Origin of the sequence: Providencia alcalifaciens (genome assembly GCF_020271745.1) — a bacterium.
Taxonomy (GTDB): domain Bacteria; phylum Pseudomonadota; class Gammaproteobacteria; order Enterobacterales; family Enterobacteriaceae; genus Providencia; species Providencia alcalifaciens_B.
Genome location: NZ_CP084296.1, coordinates 1,854,041 through 1,871,801, shown reverse-complemented (window position 1 = coordinate 1,871,801; position 17,761 = coordinate 1,854,041). Strand labels below are relative to the sequence as shown.

The 17,761-nt window shown below is 42.9% G+C and carries 20 protein-coding genes; 2 read left to right on the top strand and 18 right to left on the bottom strand.

The window, feature by feature from the left end; genetic code table 11:
• Nucleotides 1-130: 130 nt before the first annotated feature.
• Both LDO51_RS08575 and LDO51_RS08570 read right to left on the bottom strand, forming a co-directional pair.
• Nucleotides 131-553, bottom strand: a complete 423-nt coding sequence (locus LDO51_RS08575; RefSeq protein WP_225577120.1) for a DoxX family protein — start codon at nucleotides 551-553, stop codon at nucleotides 131-133.
• A gap of 234 nt (nucleotides 554-787) precedes the next feature.
• A complete protein-coding gene (locus LDO51_RS08570) occupies nucleotides 788-979 on the bottom strand; it encodes a hypothetical protein (RefSeq protein ID WP_225577119.1) in 192 nt (63 codons plus the stop codon).
• An 84-nt stretch (nucleotides 980-1,063) separates the two neighbouring features.
• Between LDO51_RS08570 and LDO51_RS08565 the strand changes: the two genes are divergently transcribed.
• Complete coding sequence (locus LDO51_RS08565; RefSeq protein ID WP_225577118.1) at nucleotides 1,064-1,837, top strand: AraC family transcriptional regulator; 774 nt, start codon at nucleotides 1,064-1,066, stop codon at nucleotides 1,835-1,837.
• A gap of 2 nt (nucleotides 1,838-1,839) precedes the next feature.
• On the opposite strand, the gene LDO51_RS08560 is transcribed toward LDO51_RS08565, so the two are convergent.
• The 9 genes from LDO51_RS08560 to LDO51_RS08520 all read right to left on the bottom strand — a co-directional run bounded on the left by LDO51_RS08560 (nucleotide 1,840) and on the right by LDO51_RS08520 (nucleotide 9,437).
• Nucleotides 1,840-2,904: an adhesin gene (locus LDO51_RS08560; RefSeq protein WP_225577117.1), complete on the bottom strand. Its 1,065-nt coding sequence runs from the start codon at nucleotides 2,902-2,904 to the stop codon at nucleotides 1,840-1,842.
• Between the two features lie 13 nt (nucleotides 2,905-2,917).
• Nucleotides 2,918-3,451, bottom strand: a complete 534-nt coding sequence (locus LDO51_RS08555; protein ID WP_225577116.1) for a fimbrial protein — start codon at nucleotides 3,449-3,451, stop codon at nucleotides 2,918-2,920.
• The gene (locus LDO51_RS08550; protein WP_225577115.1) at nucleotides 3,451-3,981 is read right to left on the bottom strand and encodes a fimbrial protein; all 531 of its coding nucleotides are present in this window, start codon (nucleotides 3,979-3,981) and stop codon (nucleotides 3,451-3,453) included. Before LDO51_RS08550 ends, LDO51_RS08555 begins: the two co-directional genes overlap by 1 nt.
• Nucleotides 3,974-4,366, bottom strand: a complete 393-nt coding sequence (locus LDO51_RS08545) for a hypothetical protein (protein ID WP_225577114.1) — start codon at nucleotides 4,364-4,366, stop codon at nucleotides 3,974-3,976. Before LDO51_RS08545 ends, LDO51_RS08550 begins: the two co-directional genes overlap by 8 nt.
• Nucleotides 4,367-4,397: 31 nt before the next feature.
• Nucleotides 4,398-5,087 (bottom strand): fimbria/pilus periplasmic chaperone, encoded by a 690-nt coding sequence (locus LDO51_RS08540; RefSeq protein ID WP_225577248.1) that lies wholly within the window; start codon nucleotides 5,085-5,087, stop codon nucleotides 4,398-4,400.
• 75 nt (nucleotides 5,088-5,162) lie between these two features.
• Nucleotides 5,163-7,667, bottom strand: coding sequence for a fimbria/pilus outer membrane usher protein (locus LDO51_RS08535; protein WP_225577113.1), 2,505 nt, complete (start codon nucleotides 7,665-7,667; stop codon nucleotides 5,163-5,165).
• Nucleotides 7,668-7,755: 88 nt separating this feature from the next.
• Nucleotides 7,756-8,337, bottom strand: a complete 582-nt coding sequence (locus LDO51_RS08530; protein WP_225577112.1) for a fimbrial protein — start codon at nucleotides 8,335-8,337, stop codon at nucleotides 7,756-7,758.
• Nucleotides 8,338-8,412: 75 nt separating this feature from the next.
• Nucleotides 8,413-8,964 (bottom strand): fimbrial protein, encoded by a 552-nt coding sequence (locus LDO51_RS08525; protein ID WP_225577111.1) that lies wholly within the window; start codon nucleotides 8,962-8,964, stop codon nucleotides 8,413-8,415.
• Nucleotides 8,965-9,092: 128 nt separating this feature from the next.
• Nucleotides 9,093-9,437 carry a helix-turn-helix domain-containing protein gene (locus LDO51_RS08520; RefSeq protein WP_225577110.1) on the bottom strand — a complete coding sequence of 115 codons (345 nt, stop codon included), beginning with the start codon at nucleotides 9,435-9,437 and terminating at the stop codon, nucleotides 9,093-9,095.
• Nucleotides 9,438-10,110: 673 nt separating this feature from the next.
• On the opposite strand from LDO51_RS08520, the gene LDO51_RS08515 reads away from it, so the two are divergent.
• Nucleotides 10,111-10,731: a flavin reductase family protein gene (locus tag LDO51_RS08515; protein ID WP_225577109.1), complete on the top strand. Its 621-nt coding sequence runs from the start codon at nucleotides 10,111-10,113 to the stop codon at nucleotides 10,729-10,731.
• 46 nt (nucleotides 10,732-10,777) lie between these two features.
• On the opposite strand, the gene LDO51_RS08510 is transcribed toward LDO51_RS08515, so the two are convergent.
• The 7 genes from LDO51_RS08510 to LDO51_RS08475 form a co-directional block, all read right to left on the bottom strand.
• Nucleotides 10,778-11,335 carry a class I SAM-dependent methyltransferase gene (locus tag LDO51_RS08510; RefSeq protein ID WP_225577108.1) on the bottom strand — a complete coding sequence of 186 codons (558 nt, stop codon included), beginning with the start codon at nucleotides 11,333-11,335 and terminating at the stop codon, nucleotides 10,778-10,780.
• A gap of 505 nt (nucleotides 11,336-11,840) precedes the next feature.
• On the bottom strand, nucleotides 11,841-12,257 hold the full coding sequence (locus LDO51_RS08500; RefSeq protein ID WP_225577106.1) for a YybH family protein: 417 nt from the start codon (nucleotides 12,255-12,257) through the stop codon (nucleotides 11,841-11,843).
• Nucleotides 12,258-12,502: 245 nt separating this feature from the next.
• Complete coding sequence (locus LDO51_RS08495) at nucleotides 12,503-14,149, bottom strand: Na+/H+ antiporter (protein ID WP_225577105.1); 1,647 nt, start codon at nucleotides 14,147-14,149, stop codon at nucleotides 12,503-12,505.
• A 274-nt stretch (nucleotides 14,150-14,423) separates the two neighbouring features.
• Nucleotides 14,424-14,876 (bottom strand): MarR family winged helix-turn-helix transcriptional regulator, encoded by a 453-nt coding sequence (locus tag LDO51_RS08490; protein ID WP_036955244.1) that lies wholly within the window; start codon nucleotides 14,874-14,876, stop codon nucleotides 14,424-14,426.
• An 85-nt stretch (nucleotides 14,877-14,961) separates the two neighbouring features.
• The gene (locus tag LDO51_RS08485) at nucleotides 14,962-15,717 is read right to left on the bottom strand and encodes a maleate cis-trans isomerase family protein (RefSeq protein WP_282560309.1); all 756 of its coding nucleotides are present in this window, start codon (nucleotides 15,715-15,717) and stop codon (nucleotides 14,962-14,964) included.
• On the bottom strand, nucleotides 15,714-16,745 hold the full coding sequence (locus LDO51_RS08480) for a carbon-nitrogen hydrolase family protein (protein WP_225577104.1): 1,032 nt from the start codon (nucleotides 16,743-16,745) through the stop codon (nucleotides 15,714-15,716). The genes LDO51_RS08485 and LDO51_RS08480 overlap by 4 nt, the downstream gene beginning before the upstream one ends.
• An 18-nt stretch (nucleotides 16,746-16,763) precedes the next feature.
• Entirely contained in the window at nucleotides 16,764-17,675 is a 912-nt protein-coding gene (locus tag LDO51_RS08475; RefSeq protein WP_225577103.1) for a fumarylacetoacetate hydrolase family protein, read from the bottom strand.
• Nucleotides 17,676-17,761 lie beyond the last annotated feature (86 nt).

The following is a 17,761-nucleotide window of genomic DNA, read 5'->3' as shown; positions in this document are numbered from 1 at the left end:
GATTTTAGTTAATTAAAAGGCCTGGCTCCGGTTGAATATCGAAATCAGGCCTTACAAACCGCTTAACTCAAAGTGTCCAACTTTATGGGGCACTTCAATTTTTGATGCTCTTTTCACCCTTCCACACTATTTATCGCCAATTCTCATTCTTTACTACAGAGAATTTCCCTGCACCCAGTAACGCAATCGCCAGCGCACTCACAAAGAAATAAACGATACTCTCAATCGCCCATGCCCCTGTTTTATCCAGTAAGAACGTTTTATCTAAACCTATCATTAACCATGCGACAAACATCGTAAATGCCACTAATAGCGCTGATGGGCGCGTTAAAATACCCAACACAATGAAAATAGGGGCAATCACTTCACCAAAAATGGTGCCGTAAGCAATAAATTCAGGTAAACCATAAGAGGCTAACAATCCTTTGATGCCACTCGCACCTGTTAGCAACTTGCTCATTCCGTGAAATAGCATTAATCCACCCACCGCTAAGCGTAACAGCAATTTTCCTGCGTCTTCGTGTGACAAACAACGATTGAATAGTCCGACCATTTTGTACCCCGTCTCTTTGGTTATGTTCTTTATCATTATGGTGTAAAAATAAAAAATGCGAATTATTTTAATTTACATTTTCTTCATCTATATCAAGGTAATTTCATTTACTTTCAATACACTATATCTTATTCAAAAATAAAGATTATCTTCCCTTATCACCACCAATGATTTTGAATAACTCTCACTCGATGATAGTCACTTTATGACTTCACAGATAACCCCAAATATCCTTTATGGGTTCAGGGTTTTATCCCTAAAATGAAACGTATAAAAATAGTAACGCAGCATAAATTCAGCTAACACGACTTCGCGGCAAGAATGTATTGGCCCCGGCGTGATCCGCGAGGTAATTTTGACGGGCATCATCGTAGCGCCTCGATCGGGTTGATCCACATCGCTTGGCGCTGCACTTCTTGCAGCCACTTGCAGCTACGGGTTAGCCTATATTCGGAAAATAATTCGTTATGTTTGAATTTCAGCCACTGAACGACGGTAACCAAAATTACGATGAGAAATATTCCACTGAGTACCATTGATAGTGTCGCCCGGGATGTTATCGCACTTGCGACGGATTATTTACCCAACGTGCTGTTGGATTCTCACAAGCACCGCCGCGCTCAATTCTTATATGGTGCAACCGGGCTAATAGAGGTGAGCACTGAAGATGGTGAGTGGGTTATTCCCCCCGACAGCGGCGTGTGGATCCCGGAAAACACGGCCCATGAAACGCGGATGCTGAATGTCAGCACCCGCAGTTTATATATCGAACCTGCGGCAGCGCCCCGCCAAAGCAATCGATGCGAAGTGTTGCGCGTCACGCCTTTACTTCGCCAATTGTTATTAGACGCGGTTGATGTGCCACTGGCATATGATCTTAACGGGCGCGATGGATCACTAATGCAGTTGATCCTCCATGAAGTGGCGCGCGCAGAACCGCTGCCATTCTTTGCGCCGATCCCGCGAGATGAAAACCTTGCAGCCCTGTGCCGCGAATTTTTAAAATCACCGAAAATTACTTCGCTCCCCAAAGAGTGGGCAGCAAAATTGCACAAAAGCGACCGATCATTTAGCCGCTTTTTTGGGGCGCAAACGGGGTTGTCATTTTCAGATTGGCGACAACAAGCCTGCTTACTGAGTGCCATTAGCCAGATTTCAGCTGGCAAGTCGATCACTGAAGTGGCGTTTGATCTTGGTTACAGCAATGTGGGTTCGTTTTCAACTATGTTTAAAAAATGGCTCGGACAAACCCCATCAAGCTTTATTCCACGTATTGAATACTAGCCTTAATCTAATGTGGCAATCAACCACGCAGATCCACGATAGTCACCCGCTTGGGCATTTTCTCCTTGTAGGTGACTACTGATTTCAAACTCTTTCTGGCTGTGGATTTCCGCGTTGATCTCTTTGCCTGATTGCCCTGTTTCAAGATCGGTGATCATCAGTGAGCTGTAGATCGTATCATTCGCCTCATTTTTCATCGGTAAGCGTTTTTGTGGATCATCATCCTGCGTATAGTCCAATCGTAAACGCACTTTGGTCGCCGATTGAAAGAGGCAACTGTAAGTGACTTGACCGCTAGCGCGGTTGTCATAATACAAGCTGTTTAATTGCCCATGGCGTAGATTTAATATCCCTTGCTCCCCACTGCTGGTGCTGGATGAGCATTTTGCACCGATATTTATTTGCGAAGCCGCCAAGCGTAATGGCACGGAAGATTCGTGAAGCGGCCAGCTATCATAAGGTGGCGCTACTTTCGGGTTAGTAAATGCACGCACATAGCCTGCTAATGGCATTTCACTAATAACCAACTGACCATCGATAATTTGCTCTTTGATATAAAACGTCATGGTGATAGGAAAATGGTTATCAAATCGAGGAACGTCAAATTTTGTATCCGCATCAGACATTGAGCACACACCTGAGCTGCGGTTCGTCCATTGCATCATGTCGGCTTGCACTGTCATCACAAGGTTGGCATTCAGCCGATACGCTTTAAGCCCGCTGATTGAAAATCCTGTTTCAGGCACATACATAAATAATCGATGAAACGCATTTGCTGGCAAAATTTGCGTACTGGTACTTCCCCAGCGGCGCCCGACACACTTCACTAACCCAGTCGGTTCCGCAAGATTACTATCCACCACAAAAGGCTCCCCAACTTGATAGTAATTTTGACCGTCCGACCCCCTATCAGGGTGATCCGCTAGCGTACTGCTATTATTCACGCGTATGGTGTAGCCCGTATTAGGATCTTGAATTTGCGCCGCATAATCTGCATGAGCCATCATCGCCGACAATATTCCACCCGCCAAACAGCCTGCCCGTGCTATGGATTTAATTTTCAACATATTGCTGTTTCCATTAGTGATAAGTGACTGAGATCATCATTGCCGACGTGAATCTTCCTGCGGGTAATTGGCTGAGTGGCCGTGTATTCACCAACTTTGCTTGAAGATTAATACGGTGCTCCGTCGCACTGATAGGTTGTGGCGTGATGGTTTGTAATTGATTGAGTTCTAAAGGAAATGTTAACCCATCTGTGATATCAAAAAAATCGATCCCCAACCCTTTTGCACTGGTGGATAAAATTTGTCGACCTTGATACTCTTCCATTCCATAGCCTTTTGGGGTGAGTAGCACCGACAACGTTTTTCTCCCTGAGCACCCACTGATATACACCGGAAAATCTTTGGTTAACGAAACCCCCGGCGCGCCATTAATTTCAACCACCCCAAAATTAATGTGCAGTGGTGAATCGTTATTTTCACTGCGTACGTGGCAAGCAGGATCGACCATTGTCGCCATGACATCCACAAACACGTCCCCATAAACCACCGGTGAGATAAATAACAGTAAACCCCACCAATACTTTTTGTCTTTATTGATTTGCTTCACTATTTATACTCCACGGAAAATGTAGCCCAGCCAGAGAACTGCCCTGTGCTGACGTAGCCATAAGGAGGTTTGCGTGCCACTACCCCAAAGGATAAAGACTGTTCATCATTCACCACTGCAACGCTGCCTACATCAATCGGCTCATCCCAAGCAATGGGTTTATCTTTACTATCCACGATCCCTAATACCACACCGCTGTCTCCTTGAGTGATAAGATAGCTATCCCCATCAATATCCACTAACTGCGCCCCATGCCACGTTACCTCGATAAGTTTTCCCAACTCTGCACGCTGGCAATGGTCAATTTCAATGGAAAATGGCGTGATAGCGCTAATCACCCCCTGATTAAGAGACTGCATGCGTAAATCGTCTAATTGGATCTCTTTTTTGACGGATCCTGCGCTCACCTTGCAAGAGAGGTGCACTAACTCTCCGCTAAATTTCACATCCAGAAATTGCGCATTACCTTGGGTCGAAAAGCTCCAAAAAAGGGGAGCTAGCAGCCACCAGAATAGGGTTAGTTTATTCATATCTCACCTCCAAACGCAGTGGATGCGCTTTATCAATCACAGAAGGGAGCTGAATGGGGTTATTTCCATCAATGAGTGCCACGGGGTAACGCACCACTTTTTCCCCCGTTAAAACATCCACCACGAGCAGAATGGCGGGCGTTTTCGCTCCATTATCACTTTCACTGAATGCAACTCCTGCGCCGCAATGGGTCAATTTCAATATTTTCCCCACCTCTAAACTGCATGGCGCATTGAATAGCGTGGCATTCACCAAAAACCAGCCCGTATGCAAAGATTCATAATGGGATTCAGTGGGCGGCACGCTGCCTAGAAATTCCTCCCCATTTCCCCAAGCACTTACGGTCATTGTGATAATCCCGATAACTAACCGGATAATATTCATCCACATTCTCCCCTTTTATGTCTTGGCTCCATTACTGTTCCCCAGAGACTGTGCAGGTGTCTCCTTGGCAACGAAATACCAGTGTTGGTTTGCCACCATAATCATTGATGTAAGTGAGATAAGGGGTGGTCAGCGTATGGGTATTAATCTCGAATGTGGATTTTGGGGCGACCATCACGACCTCAAAGCTGCTCTCTTCCGACTGTTTTTTGCTATTTCCTACCCCAATCACCGTTAAGTTAAACGGTGTGGTGTTATTCAAACGGTAGCCTTTGACCGTTTTTTGCAACGTAATGTTGTGCGCCCATTTAGTTTGAGAAGCTTCGAGGATTTTCTCCGGACGATAGAACAATTTGACGCGGGATTGCAGTGCGATTTGCAGTGTATTTTCTTCCGTGGATTTCGGCGGAACTTCACGCAAATTGAAATAGAAAACAGACTCTCTATCATCAGGTAATTGGCTTAATAACGGTGTTTTGCTCAAGCGCACTAGACTGTAGCTATTGGCTTCTACCCGTTGTAATGGCGGTGTGGCGAGGATCGCACCTTGAGTCAGTTTTTTACCTTGAAGATCTTCAATCCAACTTTGAGCGAGATAAGCTTCTTCGGGATTATCATTAGCAATACGTACATTAATAGAGTTTTCATTGCCCGGAAAAACAATTCGCGTTCTATCCAGAATCACTGCACCATAAGAGACTTGCAGCGCTCCAATAAGCATGCTTATCAATGCTGTAGAAATAGATTTAAAGTTCAGCATAATCACCCTCATAGATTAAAGATAATAAAAATTCCGTTATTTTTGACAGGGTAGTAACAGCATTGAAGAGGATGTCGTTAACCTGTCTGGCAACGTTATCTGACACTGTTTTTGATTGCGCCAATAGACCCATAACGCCGTATTTTTTTCGACCCCCACCAACCACGTCACCCCATCTTCTCCAATTATCCCAAGCTCTTGATTCGCCTCATTACGCACACTGGCGCCAAACGGGGGTTTTTTGCCATCCGGTAAGGTGATCACTGAAAAGAGTTTTTCCCCTTTCATCACAGGAAAACTTCGATAGCCAATCGCGCCTTTTGTGAGCGTGATATCACTGGTGGCACTGAGTGCTTCAATGTTGTCCGGTAATTTACTGGTATTAATGGAAGCCGAGGATTTACGGTAGCTATTCACATTAGGGATCACCGCCAAGCCGAAGCGATTGGTTTTTGTAACACCATGATTCAGCGGCACGCCGCCAATATCCGAGGTTTCCACCATTAAGCGAGTATCACCATGGGCAGAGCGATGCAGTGCTGCTCCCTTGCCTGTTATCGTGATCCCACTATTAATTGATGCCCCAATACTGCGATATTGATGAGGAACATAGCTGCCATTAATGGACACATTGGCATCCGAGAGGTCACGGGAATAAAAGCCGCTCAAGCTTGTTTGGCTATCCACATCTTGTCCGTGGTTATACCCCATCGTTAAGCTGTAATTATCTCGATCCCCATAACCGCTATATCCCACATTATGGTTATATTGATTCTTTTTATTGGAACGAGAGTACAGCTCAGAAAATGTCAGGCTATGCCCGCTGTACAGCGGGATCGTTAAATAGAGGTTAATGGCATCATCTTCATAGCCATTACTCCGCTCCGTTCGCGTCGCAGAGAGTGCAATATTGCCACTGTATTGGGAAAGGGAAGGAAAGTTCAGGCTCGTATTGGCATATAAACCGTACTGGGTTTGCGGGTCATCCTGCCAATAGGTGCTGTATTGGTAATTTAACGAGAGGTTAAAATCATCAAAGTATTTATTTAAATAGACTTGGTAGTTTTCCTTGGTGGCTCGCGGCGAGTGCCCGGTTCTCTCCTCATCCATATATTGCATTAGCGTTCGATACTCTTTGTCGGCGAAACGGTAGCCCGCAAAGGTAATATCGGTACGGAGATCCTCGAATGACTTCGCATAATTAAAACGGTAAGAACGCCCCTGTAAGTGGCCTTTATCGTCGTCAGAATAATCAGCAAAAGATTGGGTAATATCCACCGCGACCGCCCCGAAAGAAAACAAGTCACGCCCAATCCCTAAAGCTGCACTTTGATAATAGGCATTAAGCTGAGTTCCACCATACAGCGACCACGCATTTGATACACCGTATGACAATTCACCACTAATGACGGGCTCCCCCGTTAAATGTCGATTGTCATAACGTGTTTTTCCCACCGCCGCTTTATAATTTATCCGACCCGGACGGGTTAAATAGGGTAACGATGCGGTACTGAGACTGAATTTATTCTCTTCCCCATTTTCTTCGCGTACCGTCACATCCAGCACACCGCGGATCCCGCTATCAAGGGTTTGAATACGAAAAGGTCCCGGAGGCACAGAGGTTTCTGAAATGATCCGATCCTGACTGCGGACGATCACAATGGCATTGGTCTTCGCCACACCGATAATTTCAGGGGCATATCCCACCAGTTTTGGCGGCAGCATGCGATCATCACTTTCAATCGAAAGACCGGTATATTGCCAAGAATCAAAAACATCCGAATAAAAGTTATTTTCCCCGAGCGTAAGAAGCGCAGCCGATTCTTTCAATGAGCGAAACGCATATAACCGACTAAAATCAAAGTTATGTTTTTCTTGTGAATAACTGCCACCGTGTTGCTTTTGATAAGTCCCATTAAAGTCGCCACGCAGCCGCCAAGCCCCAATGTTAATACCCGATGTACCATTACCGGATAAGTAAACGCGCTTGTCGCCATCGGTTTCTTTTGTGGCCGAAATGTTTGCGCTGTAGTCTACAAACAGGCCATTTATCCCCTCTTCCCATAATTTTGGAGGAACCCAATAAGGATCACGATATTCCATCCACATTTGGGGAATGGTCATTTTCAGGGACATAGAAGGCAAATCCACTTTAGTTTGTACCCCTGCCAGATCTGAAAAATTCAAACATTTTTCATCATGAAATAACGAAACTTTTTCCTCCGCGGATTTTTTTAACCCCATAAAATCCAGCAGCTGAGGTGCCAAGCACACTTGCTGGTAACTTGCATTTTTTGCACTTTTATCATCAAAAACGGCGATATCTCGCGGTTCACCTAAACGCTGACCATTGACAAAAACAGTCAAAATATAGTCTCCAGGTGGCACATATCCCGCGACAGAGAATTGGCTCATATCAATGTTATTCATATCTTCGGCATCTAACACATCAGTATTAAATTCAGCAGCGTAGCTATTGCCGAGCCCCATGCTTAGCGCCAATAAAATCGTCTGTCTTAATTTGCTATGTTTGAACATCATGCTCTATACCATCCCAAATGCGACGAGTGTTCCCTCCTCGAAAATGACTTCGAGAAAATGTTTATCTGCAATTTATTGATAATCGGTGTTATTGATAATCGATAAAAAAACGGATTAACCCTTGATAGTTACCCGCCTGAATCGGTCGCCCAGTTAGCTCTAGACGTAAAAAGTACTGTAGATAGAGTGATTTTCCTGATTTATCTTGTCGCAACACATTGTCAGACAAAGGATAATATTGTTCTGGAATTAATGTATTGAAACGGCTATCAAGGACAGAAACCCCGAGACCTTGTGATGCACCTCGTAGCACAAATGCATCAATGTGCTCCGCTGTCTCCCCAGTAAATCGAATAGACCATGTTTTACTATCGAGTGAAGAATAAAGGCTTCCACAGTCGCGTAACTCAATAATAAAAGGCTGGTGATGTCGCTCACGCTGCAACTTTGTGCCAAGCTGGGGGATTGCTAAAGGTGAAAAATCAACCGTTTGAAATCTATTTTCCATGACAACCGAACACGGCGTTGCGATGACGATGCCTTTCAGCGTTGTGCTGCCATTGAGCACAACGCTCTTATTCATCGCCGCCCCCGAAATCATCGGGCACACCAAAATGGTTACTTTCATCAGTTGAGCTAATTGACGAGTTACCCTTTGATAAACAACCACAATTATCCCCCTCAACTTTCTCCTGCAACCTAGTCTTGATGCCGCCAGCGGTTCACTGGCGGCAGGCTCCGATGCCTACTGATACGTAATTCGGAAGTTAGTCACGGCACTAAACTTACCTTCAGCAACATCTTTTGTCGCATCAATAGCCTTAGCTAATGCTTTGAAAGTTAAGGTGTTATCACCCTTCTTATTGATAATGCGCGATAAAATATCTTTGGCTTTGCCAAATTCAAAACCATCAATACCAATACCCACATTATTTGTATTGCCCGGGGAGGTTGAGAGCAAGGTATTGCCAGCATCCGCGTAGTTTTGTCCTGTAAAAACCAGCTCCATGCTTTTCACTACCGCTGGTGTGCCAGCTGCATCTTTGGTGTAATCTGAAAAATCACACCCTGTTAACTCGATATTAAAATCCACTTCAGCCGTTCGGCCGTTCTCCAAACCACGGCGAGAAAGCTGTCCAAAATCAATAGTTTGTTTTAAAGATGGTTGTGCAATATTACAGGGTGAAGTCACCACTGTGCCGATAAAATTCACCGTGCCTGTGTTCTCCGCCATTACACTAAAAGAAGTCGCTGATGTTGCCAGCAGTGTAATGATTGCTAACTGATTAAGTTTCATATAATGACTTTCCTTTCGTTTAAAAATAAGAGAAACGCAATACACCATTAAATAGTTAATGGAAAAAAACATTAAATAACAATTAATTACATAATTAATGAAGAACATTTAAATTTGATTATTCGTGATTAAAGATCATATAAGGCTTTGAACTTTAATTTATCGTAATAGGAATGTTTTGATTTTTTATCTTGAAATAAAAAATTATCTTGTCGTTTTATCTCTGCTATTTCATCTGAATAGTTAGCAATAACTTTGAAAAAGAATTCAGACCAATCCTTGCCTAATTTATTTAATATGGCATCAAGCGTTTCTATATTGATACTTGTAATACCACGCTCATAGCGAGATATTTGTTGTTGACTAATATGAAGCATACGTCCTAATTCCTCACCTGTTAATGAGCAATTAATCCGTGCTTCTCGAATAAATAAACCGACTTCTTCACGCAATCTATATTTGTTTTTCATCATATTAAAACCAAATTAAATAGCTTTAATTTTATTTACTCAAAGGTAGCCACTTCATTGAGAAAATAGCGCAATAAAAAATGGATATATCCAAAGTGCAGGAAATTTAATTTATTAAAATATAGATACAGTAAATAAATCTGTAAATACGTTTATATCGATCGAAATTATATTATTCAATAGTTAATACCTATCAAATTAACTTTATCGATCGTTCCAATATCAGCGATTAATTTATATCATATTAAATATCAATAAATTACATAATTAAGAGCATATAATATAATTAGCTTACAATATAAATACTCTCTTATTTTTATCATTATAAATCATTAAAAAAATATTATTTAAAATTAAACAAAAGAAAATAATACAATTACAAACACTTCGGATTATAAATTAATTAAGCTTATTCACGCCTCAAAATAAATAATATCAAATATAAAACCTTAATAATTTAATAAAGAATAAAAATATACTTAAATAACTCGTATTTTGAGTTTTATAAATTTAAACAATAAAATTTTAAATATAATTTTAATTTATCAAAATCGAATATGCGAATCATGCCCCATTATCCATATCATGCTTAAACTATACATATGGTGCACTTTTCATTTTCTAATATTACCTAGAATAAATTAATCCGTTAGGATAACGAAAAAAGGAGCCAATGATGAAAACTCAGTTTTACAGTTACCAACCGCAACAAGGTCATGGGCTTCCCCATGATCCGATCCCCTCATTAATTGGTCCGCGCCCTATTGGTTGGATCTCCACATGCGATAAGCAAGGCAACACCAATCTTGCGCCCTATAGCTTCTTCAATATTTTTAACTACTCTCCCCCTATTTTGGTCTTTTCCAGTGTTGGAAAAAAAGATTCCGTCACCAATGCTATCGAAACAGGTGAGTTCGTTTATAACCTTGCGACTCTTGAACTTGGGCAGCAGGTCAATTTAAGCAGTGCAATGTTACCTCGCGGAGAAAGTGAGTTTGACCTTACTGGGCTTTCCACCTTACCGTCCACATTAATTACGCCTCCACGCATCGCCCAAACACCTGTTTCCATGGAATGCGTGGTCACTGAATATCAGCAATTAAAGCGAGCAGACGGCAGCCTACTGGATACGTGGATGGTTATGGGGGAAGTAGTGATGGTGCATATTGATGAAGCCACCTTAGAGCAAGGCTTATATAACAGTGCCCGCCAAAAACCTCTGATGAGGGCTGGTGGACCTGCGGATTATTATTGGATTGAAGAGCAACAAAAACTCGAAATGTATCGCCCTAAATAACTTAAAAAGTCTTAGGCCAGCTTCTATCACGCTGGCCTAAGATGCGTTATTTAGGTACACAGGTATACACCCAAGCGGGTGGGAAATTGCGATACACGCGTTCTTTTGTGAATGAAAAATAACGTGAAAATAACGCCTCACAACCTTGGGTATATTGAAATAACACCAATTTACCCTGATGCTTTATTAGGCTCTTACGCACCTGTTTTAATATTCGCATACTGGTTTTTTTATTCAGGGAAAGAAAAGGAATTCCTGAAATAATCAAATCATAATCACCCAATAAATATTCTGCAGAGCATGGATTCACGGCCACTCTCGGGTCATTAATCTGATTTAAAATATCGATAAAATCACGATTAATTTCATAGAGATCTAAATGTGTTTGCGCCGTAATCTTGTTCACGATATAGCGAGTCATGACGCCGTTACCCGCACCAATCTCTGCAATTTGATGACACTGAGCCCAATCAATATTGTCAATCATGGTATTACATAGCCAACGAGATGATGGGAACACCGTTCCCATCGAAGCTGGAGATGTAATGAAATTTTTAACATAGAGCTGGTAATGATTTTTATGGGAAAAAAATGATTCCGCCATGCTTCCTCCTGAATCAGAAATACCTTTTCTATTTCCTTACATTGATGCTCCACATTCACCGCAAAAATTTGCATTTGGGTCTACGGCACTTTGGCATTGTCGGCATCTTAACTTTTGGATGTTTTGTCCCCGTGAAAAATAATTGTTTTCGCCTCGACCTTCATTGTATTGATAACCCCCTCCATGCTTCGAGTCATAACCGTGTTTATCACCAGATCCATGTTTACCTCTAGAGCCATGCTTAGAACTGCTGCCATGCCTTGAATAATCTCGATATTGGTTATCGCGTTTCGAGTTATAGCGATTTCTGCCGAGGTTAAATAACCAGCTGAAAATTGACATAATAAGTATCCTCCACTGTTATTCTTATCCCGAGTATAAACCTTAGACTTCACTCCAAAGACAACAGTAAAACTGAATAATTACAATAAAAAACCATTTATTACGTAAACTGAATTTCACTGTATTTTCATGATACACGCGGGTAAATGAGCGAAAATTTTCCTTAGGATTTCAGCAGGGAAGTTCCATAAGAATTATCAATCACACATAGCCACTTACCATCAATCAGCTTAAAAACGTAGGTGGCATCTCGCACCGTGTTAAATGACGTACCATCTTGCATTTGCGCACTCAAAATGGTTTCAGCCAAGACTAAGGCACAATCTTCGCCAAAAATAACTTTCACCGTACCTTGAGACACTTGCAGGCTGTGATTAAAAAACTCAGCGATGGCAGAAAACGCTTTCTTTAGGCTCTCTTTTCCATGGACATGTAAACCGTCTTTCACCACTAACGAACCATTCTCAGAATAAAAATCCATTAAATAGCTGAAATTTTCTTCTGTGATGGCACGATCTGCGCTGGCAATTAGAGCTTCAAGTTCTTGTGTATGTTTTTGAGTATTATCAAAAAGATTCATAGAGGGCTCCTTGTTGAAGGCTAACCAGACAAGGACAAAAAACCCGCCTTATCTGGCGGGTTGAGGATGTAGCAAACTCCCACCAGTTAAGTGATGGTCATCATAATAATGAGGTGAGCTACATGCTGTGACATAATTTTTTCCTGAATATAATTAGAGATTACATTATCAGCAATAAAATTTTTTTCAATGAGTATATAAAAAGGGCTTAAGTTACCTTAAGCCCTTTAGTAGTAAGTTAGAAACTAGTGTTTTGAACTCTTATGATGATTCAATGTTTCTTCTTTTAAATCAAGCTCATCACGTAAGCGATGATACACTCGCTCATTGATGTTTTTCCCTTTACGCATTTGGTATAACGCTTCACGCTTCGCCTTCAGAGCTGAATCTGACATCGAACGTTCCATTTCGATCATTCGATGTAAATCAAACACATCCGACTCTGTTTCATCCGTATTATCTAAACGACGACCATAGATTTCTAATAGCTGAGCCCCCACTTCGGTACGCATCGCAATTTCATCCATATCATCAGAAGGGTGATTCATTAATTCACGAATATGCGCCATTGCCGCTTCATTTAATGCCAGACGAGCACGAATCTCATCGTTATCGTAAGGTAAATCTTGCACTAAACCTTTAGTTAAAATCGGCAATGCAATACTGGCAATTAACAGCGAACATAGGATCACCCCCATCGAGAGAAAGATAGCCACATCACGGTTAGGGAATAATGACCCATCTGGCATTAAGAATGGTAATGTTAAAATACCTGCTAACGTAATTGCCCCGCGAACGCCTGCCGTTGCCATTACCGCCATCATGCGAATACGCACTTCATCCGCTTGCTTTCCACGACGACGATTGTGGAAAACGGTCAGGGTCATTGATATCCATACCCAAGCAAAACGCAGTGCACCTAATGCAATGGTGATAACCGCAACATACACAAACAGCATCCAAGGATGACTAGCACCTGCGGCTTCGGCGACCTTAGGCAGATTGGTCCACATACCTGGTAGCTGCTCACCCAGCAGAATAAAGATCATGCCGTTCAAACCTGTCTGTACCGTGTCCCAAACTGCCTTACTTTGCATTCGAGTCGCTGCTTGCATACGCCCTGCGATTTTTTCATAGTGCATCGCAATACCCGCAACAACGGCAGCAAGGATCCCGGAAACATGTAAATGTTCCGCCAGCAGATACGCCGTAAAAGGCATTAACAGGCTGATCATAATTTGGATAGCCGGCTCTTCACCCGTACGCTTGACCAAGAATTGGTTTAACCAGCCGATTGCCCATGCGACGAATAAACCAATCGCTATACCACCAAATGCCACCAGCACAAATTGCCCCGCAGCAGATGTCAGAGAGAATTCCCCTGTCAGCGCAGCCACAACCGCAAAGCTAAAGCACACTAAGCCCGTCGCATCATTGAGTAGAGATTCCCCTTCAAGAATATGCGCCATACGCGATGGCAGTGGTGAATTCACTGTCATTGCTGATACCGATACAGGGTCAGTTGGAGAAAGGATAGCTGCCAGTGCAAAGGCAACCGCCAGTGAAATCGTAGGGATCAGCCAATGGATAAAGAAACCCATCCCAATAACGGTAACGACCACTAAGCCAATCGCCAATGACATAATTGGCTTAATTTCTTGGAATAATGCTTCTTTTGGAATTCGCCAGCCATCAAGGAACAGCAATGGAGGTATAAATAAAAATAGAAAAAGATGGGGTTCGAATTCCACTGTAAATCCATAGAACGATAAAGCAGCCCCTAACGCTATCTGGATAATTGGCAATGGAATGATGTCTTTAAGTAATCGAGAAACAAATACGCTCACGACGACTGCAAGTAAAAAAACGAGTACAAGTGTCACTACTGACATTGAGTGCTCCATAATGGTTTATCTTAGTTATCTGCCTTGCAGTAAATAGATAAATCAAATCAATGTAAAGCATCAATTTATTACTGAATAAAAAAATAAAATAAATCAAAAACTACGATTGCAATCATTATGTTACAGAATATTACTTAATTTCCAATACATTACATTTCCATTCAATATACTCGTGTTTCATAAGGATTTAATCTGTTCTTCTGCTATAAATCCTTATCACTCATCAAAAATAGATAATTCCGAGTGTTTCAATGCAACTTATCTATTTGATTTCTGGGCTATGCCTATCAATCAACTCTTGTAAAACTTGCTTGAGCATTTTGCTTTTACGAACACCAAGAGGGGCTAAAACCTGCCTTTCGTGTTCTTCCGCAGCAATCAATAATCCTTCAACTAGCTCAACGCCGCTAGAAGTCACACTGACTAGTGTCACGCGGCGGTCACTTCCCGTATGGTTATTGTGACGGATCACATGCCCTTGTTGTTCCAATCGTTGTAATACCCGCGTGATTGTCGGTTGCTTGCTAACGGTTTTTTGCGACAGCTCGGTGATCCCCATCGAACCATTATTGGCTAATGTAGAAAGCACTCTCCACTCCAAAACCGATAACCCATTGGCTTCCACAACCGCATGAAATTCAGATGAAACTAGCATCCATGCCTGCCCCAAAAGAGCAGGCAGGTAATTATCAACGAAGACTTTCGATTCAGGCATCAATTCCTCTTTTCTTGCTTCTGGTTTTATGACATTAGAAGCTAGCAGAGTAGCAGAAGGAAACCGAACTCTTAACATAATTTAACTAAAATCTTCCACTAAGTAGCGAGCCAAAACCATCCACTCGCGTATCTAGCCCCAATTTTTTTAGCATCATATAGGTGGTTGCCACAGACGATGACAATACTGGTAAGCCCACTCTATCTTCGATGAGTTGAATCGACGGTAATGATGGCATTTGCACACAAGCGGATGCCACAATCGCATCCACATTGGTATTTAGCTTTTTGGTGATTTCCACTGGCGCTAATGGGTTTTGTCTACCCACCTCGAGGTTATCGGGGATCTCCAATGAGATACTATCAACCACTTCAATGCCTTCATGTTCAATATAGTCGATAACCATTTGGGTTAATGGCTTCATATACGGCGTCAAAATCGACACTTTTTTCGCGCCAATGGCATGTAACCCTTCGACTAACGCTCCTGCACTGGTGACAACCGGTGCTGGATGCCCATTATCGATAGTGCATTGATGAAGGCGTTTTTGCGAAATACGGTGATAACCTTTCCCCATGCTCATAATGGCAACCAAGCAAGCATACCCCAATACATCGACGTCGGCGTCTGACAGTTCAATGGCGCAACGGTCACTGTCTGAGTCCATTTTAGCAAGCTCATCCTTAGTTACTTTCTGCATACGCATGCGGCTAGAATGAAATGTAAAACGCTCGGAAAACATCGCTTCACGGGCACGCAATATGGCCGGAATTTCAGTTTCCATAGTGGTATTTGATGAAGGTACAATCTGCCCAATACGAAATGTACGCGCTAAGCTCATAGTCCTTTCTCCACTGAAGAGTCATCCGATTCAGCAAACTGGTTAAGTTCATCAATATCTTGCCCTGCATGATGGAAACGAGCTGCCGTTAATGGGCGACGATTAACCTGTAAGTCAAAGATATCAAAGCGATTATAATGCCCTGTAATATCATGCATTTGGCGAGGTTGAATACAGCGATTCAAATCAATTTCAGCGTATACAATGCCTTCTTTATCAATCAATGGTTCTCCAATCACTCGACCATCGGGGCCGATAATGCCGGAAAACGCGCTATTTGGACGCGCGAGCAACTCACGGGATTCGGGATGCGACGCAGCCATAGCTTCAACAATCTCTTCAGAGACTGTTGAACATGAAATGATGGTAAATACTTTGCCTTCAAAACAATGGGCAGAAGCCCGTAAACGAATCGCATCCGCCATATCGTAATCTTTTGGCGCTACTGGGAGGGCAATGTAGCTGGCGATATGCACCAACTCACCTTGAGCTAGTAATGAAAAACGCGCCAACGTATTGGTGTTTTCTCCGCATGCTAATGCCCCTAAAGGCCCAATGCTAGTTTGGTGCACTTTGAGCGAAGAGGCATCCCCATTTGCCCACGTCAACTTTTCAGCCCATGTAGGGACTAATTTACGGTGGCGCCCTAAAATTTTGCCTTCATCTGAAATCGTCACTAAGGTGTTGTACAGCGTGGCGATGCCGTTTGGATTGCGCTCATTCACCCCCACAACCACGTTGATATGGTGACGGGCCGCGGCTTGGGCGATTTTTTTAATTTCAGGTCCTGGAACTTCAATGGCAGATTTGCACAGTTTTTCAAACCAAGGGCTGCCATCAATCGGGTTCATCACCCAGCTCCAATACGGGTAACCAGAGACAAAAACCTCAGGGAATGCCACGAGTTTGGCGCCATTATCAGCCGCTTCTTCAATCAACCGACACACTTTATCAACAGTAGCATCGGTATCGAGGAATACAGGGGCGGCCTGTACTGCCGCCGCCTTAAATTGAGGTAAATTCAACATGTAGTTATCTCCCTTAGGTTATACCGCAACCACTGGGTGGCGTAACTCACCGATTTTTTCGACATACGCTTCAATCACATCACCCGGCCATACCCATTCTTGTGGAGAGCGCCCCGCACCAACCCCTTCAGGAGTGCCCGTCGCGATAATATCCCCCGGCTCCAACGTAATGCCTTTGCTGATATCCGCAATCAACGCATTCACATTGAACAGCATGTGGCGAGTATTGGAGTCCTGCTTGGTTACGCCGTTAACTTTTAAACTTAAGTTTAGCGTGTGAGGATCAGGAATTTCATCGGCAGTCACAATACAAGGACCAAATGGTGCGTAGGTATCCTGCCCTTTTGAGTAGATCCATTGACCCGCACGGCGGCAATCACGCGCACTCATATCGATCATTAAGCTATAACCGAACACATAATTCAGGGCCTCTTTTTGCTCTACACCTTTAGCACGCGTCCCCATAATCACTGCCAGCTCCACTTCCCAATCTAATTGCTGAGTAATTTCGCTGTTATGTTCAATCGCATCACCTGGCCCAATCACCGTTGTTGGTGGTTTAGAAAAGATAACGGGCTCTTTTGGTAGCTCTTTAGAGGTATCCAGCGTACGGCTAGATTCTGCAACGTGTTCAACATAGTTCAAGCCGATCCCAAAGATATTTTTTCTTGGACGTGGAATTGGCGCTAAAATTTTCACGTTCTGAACAGGCCACGCGGTTCCTGCGGGGAATTGCCCTTGGTAGCCATTCAGTAGTGCTGTTCCTGCACGAACGCCTTGTGGGCCTAAATCAATGAAATCCAACATATTGTCAGGGAGATATTGGCCATTCTCTTCCGCTAATCTCGCTAAATCCACGACTTGCTCGTTAACAATCGCCCCTAAACGTGCTGCTGCGGTAACATCTGAACGGTAAGTAATAAGACGCATAATTTTTCTCCTTGAGTCAGGTCTCAGACCTAACTGAAATCTTCACGTAAATAATTAAAATAAGTCATCGAAATAAATAGTTAGAA